The organism is Bacillus sp. DJP31 (assembly GCF_049310945.1).
Taxonomy (GTDB): Bacteria; Bacillota; Bacilli; order Bacillales; family SA4; genus Bacillus_BS.
Window position 1 is genome coordinate 90,127 of sequence record NZ_JBMERO010000012.1, and the last position, 12,238, is coordinate 102,364.

A 12,238-nucleotide genomic window follows, 5' to 3' on the forward strand; every position below is an offset into this window, starting at 1 on the left:
TTCTCTCCTTTTAGATTAAATTAGTTTTTGAGAAGCGAGATACCTGTCATTTCTTTTGGAAGTGGAATATCTAGGATATGTAACAATGTTGGTGCTAAATCGCCTAGTTTCCCATCTTCTCTAAGCTGAATTCCTTTTTGGGTAACAATGACAGGCACCGGGTTAGTCGTATGGGCAGTCATCGGACCACCTTCAAGCGTCGTAACCTCATCAGCATTTCCATGATCGGCTGTAATAATCGCAACTCCACCTTTTTGAAGGATGGCGTCCACGATTTTCCCAAGGCACGCGTCTACTACTTCGATTGCTTGGATCGTTGGCTCAAGCATCCCAGAGTGACCAACCATATCAGGATTGGCATAGTTCAAGATAATCACATCATGGTTATCCTGCTCGATTTCTTGTAGCAGTGCCTCCGTAAGTGGATAAGCACTCATTTCAGGCTGTAAATCATATGTAGCGACTTTCGGTGAATCAATGAGGATCCTGGTTTCACCTGGAAATGGTTCCTCACGACCTCCACTGAAGAAAAAGGTAACATGTGGATATTTCTCGGTTTCAGCAATCCTAAGCTGCTTTAGATCATTTTGAGACAAAACTTCTCCAAGTGTGTTATCCAGGTTTGAAGGCTTGAAGGCCACATACCCCTGAACGGTCTCACTAAAATGAGTAAGGCAGACGAAGTGCAAGTTTTTCGGATAATGCTCTCCACGATCAAATGGACGGAAATCTTCGTTTGTAAACGTGTTGGAGATTTGGATCGCCCGGTCTGGTCGGAAATTGTAAAAAATAACGGCATCATTGTCGTTGATGGTTTGTACCGGTGTCCCGTCTGGATTAATCATAACCGACGGAAGGACGAATTCATCGTGAATTCCATTTTGATAGGAATCCTCCACACATTGCAATGGATCTGAATACGTTGGTCCATCCCCATAGGCCATAGCCCGATATGATCTTTCCACACGTTCCCAGCGGTTATCACGATCCATTGAGTAATATCTACCTGATAGGGTCGCAATCTGCCCAATTCCAATTTCCTGAATCTTTTGCTGAAGATCAAGAATATATTGCTTGGCCGTTTGAGGACCCACATCTCGTCCATCAAGGAAACCATGAAGATACACATTTTCTAGACCAACGGATTTTGCTAGTCTCAGTAAAGCATATAAATGCTGAATATGAGAATGGATGCCTCCATCAGATAATAGTCCGAATAGGTGCAAGTTTGTGCCATGCTTCTTCACATGGTTCATCGCTTCTAGGAACGTATCGTTCCTTTCAAATTTACCTTCACGAATGGATACATTCACTCTCGTTAAGCTTTGATAAACAATACGCCCTGCCCCAATATTTAAATGACCAACCTCAGAGTTCCCCATTTGTCCAATGGGTAATCCTACTTCCTCACCAGATGCGGTTAATGTTTGGTGGGGATACTCCCGCCAAAAACGATCAAAGTTCGGTTTTTTCGCTGCAGCTACGGCATTTCCCTTTTGCTCATCACGCAGCGCGAAGCCGTCTAAAATAATGAGAGCAACAGGCTTTTTACTCATTTGCTACAGCCTCCAAAAGCTGTAAATAAGAGGAAGCCTCTAAGCTTGCTCCACCAACTAAGGCTCCATCAATATCAGATTGTGACATGAATTCCTTAATGTTTGAAGGCTTGACACTTCCGCCGTATTGGATACGAATAGCTTGTGCTGCCTGCTCTGAAAACTGAGAAACCACCGTTTGACGAATGTGTTCACATACAACATTTGCATCCTGTGCAGAAGCTGTTTTCCCTGTACCAATTGCCCAAATAGGTTCATAAGCTAACACACTTTGTGCAACTTGAGCATCGGTTAGACCTGTTAGAGCCTTTTGAATTTGAGCTCCAACTACCTCATTTGTTGCACCTGCTTCACGTTGCTCTAATGTTTCTCCACAGCAGATAATTGGAACTAAACCATGCTGGAATGCTGAGAGTACTTTTTTATTGACTGACTCATCTGTCTCAGCAAACATTTCACGGCGTTCAGAATGACCGATAATAACATATGGTACCTCTAAATCAGCTAATGCAGCAGGACTAATTTCACCTGTAAAAGCTCCACTTGCTTCATAATGCATGTTCTGAGCACCTATTTTGACGTCGTACTCTTTTGTCAAACCAACCAGACTATCTAAAAATAAGGCAGGTGCACATACAACAGTGTCGACCTTTTCAGAAGTTGGCACAAGCCCTTTCACTTCTTCAATGAATCCTTTTGCTTCAGACAAGGTCTTAAACATTTTCCAGTTACCTGCAATGATTGGTTTACGCATATGACACCTTCCCAATGTATAAAATTTTCAAACCTTATTTATCATTTAGAGCTACTACACCTGGAAGCTCTTTGCCTTCCATAAACTCTAGTGAAGCTCCTCCACCTGTTGAAATATGATCCATCTTTTCTGCTAGATCAAACTTTTCGACAGCAGCAGCAGAATCTCCTCCACCAATAACGGTATAAGCATTTGTCGCTTCTGCTAAAGCACGTGCAACTGACTTTGTTCCATTTTCGAAGGACTCCATTTCAAAAACACCCATTGGACCATTCCAAATCACTAGCTTTGATTCAGAAATGACCAATGCATAGATTTCACTGGTCTTTGGACCAATATCAAGACCTTGCCAGTCACTAGGGATTGAATCAATGGCAACAACCTTTGTCTCAGCATCATTCGAGAAATCATCTGCAACTACCGCATCAACTGGCATGTAAAGTTTAACACCTTTTTGCTTGGCTTTTTCGATAAAAGATAAGGCAAGTTCCAACTTATCTTCCTCTAGTAAGGACTGACCGACCTCATGCCCTTGTGCTTTAAGAAAGGTATACGCAAGGCCACCACCAATAATCAGGTTATCCACTTTATCAAGTAGGTGATCAATTACACCAATTTTATCCTTCACTTTGGCTCCACCAATGATGGCTGTAAACGGTCGCTCAGGATTTAGTAAAGCTTTTCCTAAAACATTTAGTTCTTTCTCCATTAAGAAGCCAGCTACTGCTGGGATATGTTCGGCAATACCTGAGGTTGAAGCATGTGCACGGTGGGCTGCACCGAAGGCATCATTTACGTAAAGATCTGCAAGTTTGGCAAATTCCTTTGAAAGATCTGCATCATTTTTTTCCTCACCCGGATAAAAGCGAACATTTTCAAGTAATAGGATATCCCCATCTTGGAGCTTAGCAATTCCTTGCTCGGCTTCTTCACCATACGCCTCGTCAACCTTTGCTACACGTTTACCAGAAAGATCACTCAAACGCTTCGCAACTGCGTCTAAACGAAGTTCTTCAACCACTTTGCCTTTTGGCCTGCCAAGATGAGTGGCAAGAATCACTTTAGCACCTTGCTCGGTAAGGTATTGAATGGTTGGGAGTGCCGCACGAATACGTGTATCATCCGTTACTTCCCCGTCCTGCATCGGGACATTGAAATCCACACGACAAAACACTCTCTTCCCTAATACATCGACATCACGAACTGTTTTCTTGTTCATCTCACTCAGGTCCTCCTTAAGGATTTTAGAAACTACAACTATTTTGGTACATAGTCTCAATTTTTATCCAGCAGTCACGGTCATACTCGGGACTTTAAAAAAGGGGAGTTGGTATATACCCAGCTCCCCATATCTTTCCATCATTATTATAGACGTTGTCTAGAAGTTAATCTAGGTTTATAGTCCTTTATTTACAATATATTCTGCAAGGTCAATCACTCGGTGTGAGTAACCTGACTCGTTATCATACCAAGAGATGATTTTCACTAAATTGCCTTCAATCACCATCGTTGAAAGTGCATCAATCGTTGAAGAATGTGGATTTCCGTTATAGTCACCTGAAACTAATGGCTCTTCACTATAAGCAAGAATCCCCTTTAAGTTTCCTTCAGCTGCTTCTTTAAAAGCTGCATTAATTTCCTCAGCGGTTACGCTCTTCTCAAGCTCTGCTACTAAATCTACTAATGAAACGTTTGGTGTAGGCACACGCATAGCCATACCATTTAATTTTCCTTTTAGTTCAGGAAGTACTAATGAAACTGCTTTTGCAGCACCAGTTGTTGTTGGAATGATGTTCTCAGCAGCTGCACGTGCACGGCGATAATCTTTATGTGGAAGATCTAAAATTTGTTGATCATTTGTGTAAGAGTGAACAGTCGTCATCATACCCCTTTTGATTCCAAACTTGTCATTTAGAACTTTTGCAAATGGAGCTAGACAATTCGTTGTACAAGAAGCGTTTGATAATACATGATGGTTTGCAGCATCATATTTATCTTCGTTTACTCCCATAACAATTGTAATATCTTCGTTCGATGCAGGTGCAGAAATGATAACCTTTTTCGCTCCAGCTTCTAAATGCTTTGCTGCATCTTCACGGCTTGTAAAACGACCTGTTGATTCTACAACAATGTCAACACCTAATTGCCCCCAACCAAGTTGCGCCGGGTCACGTTCAGCTAGTACTTTAATCTCTTTACCATTTACCACTAATGCATTTTCTCTCACCGATACTTCTGCATTTAGTGTTCCATGAATAGAGTCATACTTTAATAAATGAGCAAGCATGTTAGCATCTGTTAAATCATTTACAGCTACCACTTCTATGTTTGGGTTGTTTAATGCTGCACGAAATACATTGCGCCCGATACGTCCAAAACCGTTGATACCAAGTTTTACTACTGCCATTTTAATTTCCTCCTAAGTTTAGTAAAGCGTAAGCGCCTTGCTCAGCCCCAACTAGCAAATGTTCACAAGACAGAAAAGGCGTTCTTTGCCTTTTTGGCTTGAGGTTATTTTACCTTCAGGGGCTAGGCGCTGGAGCTAGATCAATACCATTATAAATACCTTTTACTTCTATATTTTATAAGTTAACTAACTCTTTAGCGGCACCTTCATCTGTCACAATAATGGTGTCATGACCTTGCTTCATAAATGCTTGAATAGCTTGTGCTTTTGAGGATCCACCGGCTACGGCAATCACACACTTAGCATTCTTTAAATCATCAAGTTGTATGCCGATTGTTTTTACTTTATGTACGACATTACCTGTAGCGTCAAAGTAGTAGCCAAATGCTTCTGCTACCGCCTTTTCCTGGATGATTTTTTCCAAATCCTTTAGAGGTGTTTTACGACGTTCAGCCATTGTAATAGCTTCTCCAATGCCATGAATGACCATTCCAGCTGATTGTATTTGATGAAGTATTTCTTTAATGTTCGGTTCTTCAATTAGAGACTCATACGTTTCTTCACTTAGTTGATCGGGTACGTGAAGAAGTCGATAATGCCCCATCGCTTTTTCAGCCATTTTGGCACAGATGGTGTTAGCTTGGTTTTCAACTTGTTCGCCAAGCCCACCTCTTGCAGGCATAAAAAGCAATTCTGTGTTGGACAAATTAGGAGTCATCATGCTTGCAACAGAGGCAAGTGTTGTACCACCCGTTACGGCAATCACTGTTTCTTTATCCAAAAAAACCTTCATACAGGCTACTGCTGCTCTACCCATTTCCTGCTTTACAAACGGTGAGGTATCACTATCCCCAGATACAACGATGACTTTCTTTATTTTGAGCTTTTGCTGCAATTCTTGCTCTAACAAGGTGAGGCCCGTTAATTCCTTCATCATGTCTTCTAACTCTATAAGAACGGTTTGTCCTTTTTCAGTTAAGCTCATTCCTGATGTTGCCATAGCTAACAAGTTTTGCTCTTTTAAGAAATCAACTTCACTCCGTAAAACTCTCTCTGTTATCCCAAGCGCAAGGGTTAAAGCTCTTCGTCCAATCGGTTCGGTCAATCGGATGTAATGCAAGATCCGATACCTTTTTTGCATAACGGTTACTAAATCGGGTAACAATTTCTGTTGAACAGCAATTAAAGATTTCATGACTTCAGGGCCCCTTACAGGAGATTTTTCCAATCGGGACTTTTTTCGTCCACGTTAGACATATTATGTCCCACTCGTTCCAAAAAAATTTACCCCTGTTACAAGTTCAATTGTAGCAGGAATAAATTCTGTAATCAACCGCGAATTAACCCATTCTTTGAAGTAAACGCTTTCTTAGTAAATCTTTTTTTATGATGCCGTAATTAACCTGTTCTCCCTCTATTTCGACGACCGGAATCATCAGCTGATACAACTCCAAGAGCTGATCATCCTGGTAAATATCGTGTTCATAAAGGATGATTGGAAATTCAGTTGCTAATTCTTCTACAATCGCTTTGCCTTTGTCACATAAAGGGCAGTTTTTCTTTGTATAAAAATGAATGGCTATTGGCTCCATGGTACGCTCCTTAAAATTGTTTCCTTGATGGTGATGAGGGGATTAACAGTTGGTCTCGATATTTAGCCACCGTTCTCCTAGAAACCGTGAGTTTATGCTCTTCTTTTAGACGTGCGGAAATTTTTTCATCAGAAAGTGGCTTTCGCTTTTCTTCATGAGCAATCATATGGGAGATCATTTCCTTCACTCGAACGGAGGAAATGTCCTTATCATACATGGACTTTACCTTTGAATGGAAGAAATATTTAAGCTCAAATACTCCACCAGTAGATTGAACGTATTTTCCCCTTACAGTCCGACTGATCGTTGATTCATGGAGTTGGACCTCATCGGCAATTTCCCTCATGGTAAGCGGTTGCAGAAAGGATAGGCCATGCTCAAAGAATTGATCTTGTCTCACTAAAATGGCTTCCATTACTTTAATCATCGTTTTCTTACGTTGTTCCACACTATTCTTTACCCATCTAGCTTGTTGATACTTCTCTTTCAAATAAACCGAAGCAGCCTGATCTAGTTGCTGGTTTTTAATTGAGACATATTGCTCATCTATCGTAAAAGAGGTGTGTGTTTTTTCATTAAGTAGGACTCGAAATCCATCCTCTCTCATTTCAACAAATAAATCAGGAATGATATAAGAGGTCTCTCCCTTTTTGTATGGTGAACCTGGTCTCGGATTTAGTTTTTTTAACAAATCGAATGACTGTTGAATTTCTTCTAAAGAAATTTCAAGCTCCTTACTAATAGAGAACCATTTTTTTTCAGCAAGCGGTATAAAGTAATGTTCCACAAGTTTATGGGCAATGATAGTAGTAGGATAAATCCGTTTCAATTGTATGAGAAGAGACTGCTGCAGGTCTTGGGCGCCAATTCCGATTGGTTCTAAATTGTGTTGTATATATTCTAGTGCTTCTTGAAGTTCATTATCCTTGTAATCCGTTCTCTCACACAGATCAGGGATGTCTTCTCTTATATAGCCATCCTCATCCATATTTTCAAGGAGGAATTGAATCTTTTTCTTGAATGTTGGGTTTATTTTTTGAAGCTCTATTTGAGACAATGCATGTTGAAACAAGGTTGGTAATGATGGAGAAGCAGGATCAAATTCTGGTTTATTTTTAGTGAATGAAGTGGCATTTGTATTCTTTTTCGTGCGAGAAACCATGTCATGAAGCAAAATAAACGGATTTTCCAGGGACAACTCATTTATATATTGAGTTAATTCATAAGAGGTATACTGAAGCAATGTAATAGCTTGCTGCAATTCCTTTGTCAACGCTAACTTAGTCGATTGCTGCTGTACTAATCCTGTTTTCATCTTTTTCACCCCAAACTCTATTTTACAATAGATCTAGCGTTTGGTGTAGGACTAGAATTTGTTAACCTTGGAGGGAAAAAATGCCGGATACTTTTTCCGTTGACTATTTTGTCGAGAATTTACGAAAGCATGTGGAAATGCATATTGATTTTAATGACCGAGTCGATTCAATGAATAGCTACTACCGATCCATTGTATCAACACTTGTCACAGAACAACGGACTAGATGCTCTGAAACCCTTAGTCGAATCCGCAATTTAGACGAGGCTTATACGACAGTGAAGGGACAGGAGTTTTAAATATGAATAAATTTCAACATAATAGACTCGTCTATTTAAGCTGATAGACAGTATAATATAATGGTAGAGACAAACATGTTTACATATGGAGGTTACTTATATGCTTAGAAATCCCGTTGGACGCCTTAGAGTGATTGGTTTCATCGAAGGTATGTCTTACTTATTTTTGTTATGTATTGCCATGCCACTTAAATACTGGGCTGACATGCCAATGGCCGTTTCGGTCACGGGAGCGATTCATGGATTGTTTTTTGTCTTATTTTTGTTAGCATTAGCTCATGTATTCTTCGCCTACCGTCAATCGTTTTGGTTTGGCTTGATTGGTGTACTTGCCTCATTCGTGCCATTTGGTACGTTTATTTATGACCGTCGCCTGCAGAAGATCGAAGCACCGGTTGTGGTAGTGAAGAAGAAGGATCAAGTAATGTAGGGCCTAAGTAGATCTTCTCTGATTCGAACCGCTAGTAAACGGCGGTTTTTTTCTTTGTTTATAAAAGGGTTTAATCCTTAAATAGAGAATTTAGTAAGTAATGAATGAGCGGAGGAGTGTTTTTTGATGAAGGAATGGTCGAAAGATATCGAAATTCAAGCTCCAATTGAACAAGTATGGGATCTATTAAATGGCTCATTAGAAAATATGCAAAAAATCATGCCCCAGGTCATTGCCAATGAACCGATTACAGTAACTGAAAATGGTGTAGGGAGTATTTATCGTCAAAAATATAAAGAAGGCAAACGGGTTCAAGAATATGATGTGGAGACCTTAGAATTTCTTGATACGTCTGGCCACAAAAAACTAAAGGTCGGCTTTACTTTGGCAAATATGTTCGAAATTACTGCCGATTACGAACTGAAGGAAATCGAGGATGGAGAGACTTGGTTTCGATATACAGCATCTAACAATCCGTTAAAATGGTTTGTGAAACTATTCTTAGTGCTTGCTAGTGATAAGATTGTCGTTAAGTTTGTGGAGAGAGTGAAGAAAGTGGCGGAAGAAGAAGTTGTGGTGCTCAGAAGCTAATCCCCGTTTGAAGGCATTAGTGCTATTTTTAGTTTCACACAAATTTTCAGTATTAAAGTTACGGTAAAAGGTATATGATTGTAGTAATTCGATTAAAGGGGCGAGACATGTGAAAAAATATATGGCCCTGACTCTTATCTTATTGTTTGTTTTTTCTTTTTTCCTTGTTTTCGAGCATGAGCAAAGTCATCAAATAAATGCTGTACAAGAAGTAATGGATAGTGAAAAAAAGGTTGATTCAATTTCCTTTGACACTAGTAAAGACAAAGCAGTAACTATCCATGTGTTAAGCCTAGTCTGCATGATTTTAATACTTTCAATTCAGTTTAATCTTTCAATTACTTTCAAACTAAGGCCTCTAGTACTTAATCCCAAATTTTATCAGTCCAATTATTTAGATAATCTTCTTTTAAATAAAAGAGTGTAACATCACTTTTATCTTAAAAGGAGGAAGATTATTATGATGTGGGTTCGTTTCATAATTATGGGTATGTTCTCGCTTACTGCGATTACACTATTTTCTTATCAAGGAATTGAGATATTCCATGCATTTGTTGATCTATTTACATCCAACCAATCTAAATAATTATAAATCAAAAAAGAGTATAAAGAAATCTATACTCTTTTTTGATTTATATTCTTTTTATATTCTTCAACGCGCTCGAAGGGAATCGAACCCCCGCATGACGTGGTACCGGAAACCACCGCTCTATCCACTGAGCTACGAGCGCACGTTTTTAAGTTGCTTATTCATTATATGAGAGATAGTATAACTTTTCAAGTCTGATTTATGTTAGGACTGATTTGCGGGCAAGAAATATTTTGATATGATGGTTAAAATACAGCTAAGTTTGGTTATGATGAATAAGGTACGAAGAGGGCATGTTCAGTAACATCCTCGAATAGGATGAATCAGAGGGCTTTCGTTTGACCTTCATTGACCATAGTTGTATGATACATATATATTTGAAGCATTTATAAAAGGAGGAATCATCTTGCATTTAATTCCAACGGTTATTGAACAAACCAATCGCGGTGAAAGAGCATATGACATCTACTCTCGTCTTTTAAAGGACAGAATTATTATGTTAGGTTCTGCCATTGATGACAACGTATCCAACTCAATCGTAGCTCAGTTATTGTTCCTAGCTGCTGAAGATCCAGATAAAGATATTTCTTTATACATCAACAGCCCAGGTGGTTCCATTACAGCTGGAATGGCCATTTATGACACCATGCAATTCATCAAGCCAAAGGTATCAACGATTTGTATCGGTATGGCAGCATCAATGGGTGCGTTCTTACTTGCAGCTGGTGAAAAAGGTAAGCGTTTCTCCCTTCCAAACAGTGAAGTAATGATTCACCAACCACTTGGTGGAGCTCAAGGCCAAGCAACTGAAATCGAAATTGCTGCAAAGCGAATTCTTTTCTTACGTGCAAAACTAAACGAAATCTTATCCGAACGCACAGGTCAACCCATTGAAGTTATCAACCGTGACACAGAGCGTGACAACTTCATGACAGCTGACAGAGCAAAAGAATACGGTCTAATTGACCAAGTTATGACAAAGGATTCAACTGTGACTAAAGAACAAAAATAAGTTTGATTATGAAGGGTGAGCCTTGGCTCACTCTTTTTTTTGTTATTGAAGGATGTTATCCAAGGGATAGACATCTGAACAAGCGAGTAATTTACGTTTTATGATCGGATTTTGGGTTTTATGAGCGGATACCCAGCTTTATGAGCGGAAATCTCTATTTATGAGCGGATACCCAGTTTGATGAGCGAAAATCTCTATTTATGATCGGATATCCAGTTTGATGAGCGAAAATCTCTATTTATGATCGGATATCCGGTTTTATGAGCGAAAATCTCTATTTATGAGCGGATACCCAAAATCATAAACAAACCTAAATAATATAAGTGACTGGCCTTCTTTTTACTTGCATCCATCGCCTTAGTTCAAAACAAAAAGGATAACCCAAAGGCCATCCCCTAAATTACTTTACACTTCTTGCTGAACAAAATTTTCTAGTGCCAATAGTGCATCTGATTCGTCGTTACCAACGGCAGATAACGTGACTTCTGTGCCAGTTCCGACAGCTAGACTCATGAGTCCCATGATGCTTTTTGCGTTTACTTTCTTGCCGTCTTTTTCTAAGAAGATCTCCGATGTGAAGCGGTTTGCTTCTTGGACAAACATAGCGGCAGGACGTGCTTGAAGTCCGGACTTTAATTTAACTTCTACTTTTTTCTCAACCATTTTTATTTCCTCCTCACTTACTGATAGTAAAGGGCTCTCCTGCTCGAAGCTTGTCAGCAATCTCATCTATTTTCCGAAGTCGATGGTTAATGCCAGATTTACTAATTTCCCCACCTGACACCATTTCACCTAACTCCTTTAGCGTGACGTCCTGATGGGTGACTCGGAGCTGGGCAATTTCTCTTAGTTTCCCTGGTAGCACTTGAAGGCCAACCGTTCGATCAATAAACTTTATATTTTCAACTTGTCGAATGGCAGCACTTATCGTCTTGTTTAGGTTGGCTGTTTCGCAATTAACAAGTCGGTTTACAGAGTTTCTCATGTCCCTGACAATACGGACATCCTCAAAGCGAAGTAATGCTTGGTGAGCTCCAATAATATTTAAGAGCTCCGTGATTTTTTCTGCTTCTTTTAAGTACGTAATGTAGCCTTTTTTTCTCTCTAGCGTCTTGCTATTGAGGTCAAATACATTCATTAATTCACAAAGAGATTGATTATGTTCTTTATATAAAGAGAAAATCTCTAAATGATAGGATGATGTTTCTGGATTATTGACAGATCCCCCGGCTAAAAAGGCTCCCCTTAAATAAGAACGCTTACAACATTTTTTTTTGACTAGAGAAGGGTTGATCTCCCTGATAAAGGTAAACCCATCCTTTAAAATATGGAGGTCTTCTAATAGTACATGGGCATTCTTTGAAATGCGAACAATATATACATTGTTCTTCTTTAAACGCATCTTCTTCCGAACCAAAAGCTCAATGGCTACTTCATAGCTTCTCTTAAGCAAAGTATAAATTCGTCTTGCAATCGCTGCGTTTTCAGTTTGTATATCAAGAGAAAGTTGTCTGTTTGAGAAAGATATCGATCCATTCATCCTAATGAGTGCAGCTAGTTCAGCTTTCCCACAACAATCCTTCAATGGAAGATTTGTCAATTCCTTCTTTGTCTCTGATGCAAATGACAATTCTTCACCCCCTTTATGCCCTTGAACCAATCACTCCATTTTACAGTTTTTGCAAACGGTTGT

The 12,238-nt window shown here is 39.5% G+C and carries 15 protein-coding genes and 1 tRNA gene; 6 read left to right on the plus strand and 10 right to left on the minus strand.

Features of this window, described 5'->3' with window-relative positions:
• Positions 1–20: 20 nt before the first annotated feature.
• From gpmI to rpoN, 7 genes are all read right to left on the minus strand, one after another.
• Positions 21–1,556 (minus strand): 2,3-bisphosphoglycerate-independent phosphoglycerate mutase, encoded by a 1,536-nt coding sequence (gpmI, locus tag ACOI1C_RS12875; protein WP_422510931.1) that lies wholly within the window; start codon positions 1,554–1,556, stop codon positions 21–23.
• The gene (gene tpiA, locus ACOI1C_RS12880; RefSeq protein WP_422510932.1) at positions 1,549–2,310 is read right to left on the minus strand and encodes a triose-phosphate isomerase; all 762 of its coding nucleotides are present in this window, start codon (positions 2,308–2,310) and stop codon (positions 1,549–1,551) included. Before tpiA ends, gpmI begins: the two co-directional genes overlap by 8 nt.
• 34 nt (positions 2,311–2,344) lie before the next feature.
• The gene (locus ACOI1C_RS12885) at positions 2,345–3,529 is read right to left on the minus strand and encodes a phosphoglycerate kinase (RefSeq protein WP_422510933.1); all 1,185 of its coding nucleotides are present in this window, start codon (positions 3,527–3,529) and stop codon (positions 2,345–2,347) included.
• Between the two features lie 177 nt (positions 3,530–3,706).
• Positions 3,707–4,717 (minus strand): type I glyceraldehyde-3-phosphate dehydrogenase, encoded by a 1,011-nt coding sequence (gene gap / locus ACOI1C_RS12890; RefSeq protein WP_422510934.1) that lies wholly within the window; start codon positions 4,715–4,717, stop codon positions 3,707–3,709.
• Positions 4,718–4,892: 175 nt separating this feature from the next.
• Positions 4,893–5,912 carry a sugar-binding transcriptional regulator gene (locus ACOI1C_RS12895; protein WP_422510935.1) on the minus strand — a complete coding sequence of 340 codons (1,020 nt, stop codon included), beginning with the start codon at positions 5,910–5,912 and terminating at the stop codon, positions 4,893–4,895.
• 145 nt (positions 5,913–6,057) lie between these two features.
• Entirely contained in the window at positions 6,058–6,309 is a 252-nt protein-coding gene (locus ACOI1C_RS12900) for a glutaredoxin family protein (protein WP_422510936.1), read from the minus strand.
• Positions 6,310–6,319: 10 nt separating this feature from the next.
• Positions 6,320–7,624, minus strand: coding sequence for an RNA polymerase factor sigma-54 (rpoN, locus tag ACOI1C_RS12905; RefSeq protein WP_422510937.1), 1,305 nt, complete (start codon positions 7,622–7,624; stop codon positions 6,320–6,322).
• An 80-nt stretch (positions 7,625–7,704) separates the two neighbouring features.
• Between rpoN and yvfG the strand changes: the two genes are divergently transcribed.
• From yvfG to ACOI1C_RS12930, 5 genes are all read left to right on the plus strand, one after another.
• Complete coding sequence (gene yvfG, locus ACOI1C_RS12910) at positions 7,705–7,923, plus strand: protein YvfG (RefSeq protein WP_422510938.1); 219 nt, start codon at positions 7,705–7,707, stop codon at positions 7,921–7,923.
• Between the two features lie 100 nt (positions 7,924–8,023).
• A complete protein-coding gene (locus ACOI1C_RS12915) occupies positions 8,024–8,353 on the plus strand; it encodes a DUF3817 domain-containing protein (protein WP_422510939.1) in 330 nt (109 codons plus the stop codon).
• Between the two features lie 126 nt (positions 8,354–8,479).
• On the plus strand, positions 8,480–8,944 hold the full coding sequence (locus ACOI1C_RS12920; RefSeq protein ID WP_422510940.1) for an SRPBCC family protein: 465 nt from the start codon (positions 8,480–8,482) through the stop codon (positions 8,942–8,944).
• A 109-nt stretch (positions 8,945–9,053) separates the two neighbouring features.
• Entirely contained in the window at positions 9,054–9,371 is a 318-nt protein-coding gene (locus ACOI1C_RS12925) for a hypothetical protein (protein WP_422510941.1), read from the plus strand.
• Between the two features lie 33 nt (positions 9,372–9,404).
• Entirely contained in the window at positions 9,405–9,530 is a 126-nt protein-coding gene (locus ACOI1C_RS12930; RefSeq protein ID WP_422510942.1) for a hypothetical protein, read from the plus strand.
• A gap of 70 nt (positions 9,531–9,600) precedes the next feature.
• Here ACOI1C_RS12930 and ACOI1C_RS12935 read toward each other — a convergent pair.
• Positions 9,601–9,675: transfer RNA gene (locus ACOI1C_RS12935), tRNA-Arg, on the minus strand.
• Positions 9,676–9,939: 264 nt separating this feature from the next.
• On the opposite strand from ACOI1C_RS12935, the gene clpP reads away from it, so the two are divergent.
• On the plus strand, positions 9,940–10,545 hold the full coding sequence (gene clpP / locus ACOI1C_RS12940) for an ATP-dependent Clp endopeptidase proteolytic subunit ClpP (protein ID WP_422510943.1): 606 nt from the start codon (positions 9,940–9,942) through the stop codon (positions 10,543–10,545).
• 405 nt (positions 10,546–10,950) lie between these two features.
• Here the strand turns inward: clpP and ACOI1C_RS12945 are convergent, their stop codons facing one another.
• Both ACOI1C_RS12945 and whiA read right to left on the minus strand, forming a co-directional pair.
• Entirely contained in the window at positions 10,951–11,208 is a 258-nt protein-coding gene (locus ACOI1C_RS12945; RefSeq protein ID WP_422510944.1) for an HPr family phosphocarrier protein, read from the minus strand.
• 13 nt (positions 11,209–11,221) lie between these two features.
• Complete coding sequence (whiA, locus tag ACOI1C_RS12950) at positions 11,222–12,175, minus strand: DNA-binding protein WhiA (protein WP_422510945.1); 954 nt, start codon at positions 12,173–12,175, stop codon at positions 11,222–11,224.
• Between the last annotated feature and the right edge of the window lie 63 nt (positions 12,176–12,238).

Coding starts and splice junctions, on each gene's coding strand:
- ACOI1C_RS12885 (WP_422510933.1), bottom strand. CDS start 3,529: ATGAACAAGAAAACAGTTCGTGATGTCGATGTATTAGGGAAGAGAGTG.
- ACOI1C_RS12915 (WP_422510939.1), top strand. CDS start 8,024: ATGCTTAGAAATCCCGTTGGACGCCTTAGAGTGATTGGTTTCATCGAA.
- ACOI1C_RS12920 (WP_422510940.1), top strand. CDS start 8,480: ATGAAGGAATGGTCGAAAGATATCGAAATTCAAGCTCCAATTGAACAA.
- gap (WP_422510934.1), bottom strand. CDS start 4,717: ATGGCAGTAGTAAAACTTGGTATCAACGGTTTTGGACGTATCGGGCGC.
- ACOI1C_RS12895 (WP_422510935.1), bottom strand. CDS start 5,912: ATGAAATCTTTAATTGCTGTTCAACAGAAATTGTTACCCGATTTAGTA.
- yvfG (WP_422510938.1), top strand. CDS start 7,705: ATGCCGGATACTTTTTCCGTTGACTATTTTGTCGAGAATTTACGAAAG.
- ACOI1C_RS12900 (WP_422510936.1), bottom strand. CDS start 6,309: ATGGAGCCAATAGCCATTCATTTTTATACAAAGAAAAACTGCCCTTTA.
- ACOI1C_RS12945 (WP_422510944.1), bottom strand. CDS start 11,208: ATGGTTGAGAAAAAAGTAGAAGTTAAATTAAAGTCCGGACTTCAAGCA.
- ACOI1C_RS12930 (WP_422510942.1), top strand. CDS start 9,405: ATGATGTGGGTTCGTTTCATAATTATGGGTATGTTCTCGCTTACTGCG.
- gpmI (WP_422510931.1), bottom strand. CDS start 1,556: ATGAGTAAAAAGCCTGTTGCTCTCATTATTTTAGACGGCTTCGCGCTG.
- tpiA (WP_422510932.1), bottom strand. CDS start 2,310: ATGCGTAAACCAATCATTGCAGGTAACTGGAAAATGTTTAAGACCTTG.
- rpoN (WP_422510937.1), bottom strand. CDS start 7,624: ATGAAAACAGGATTAGTACAGCAGCAATCGACTAAGTTAGCGTTGACA.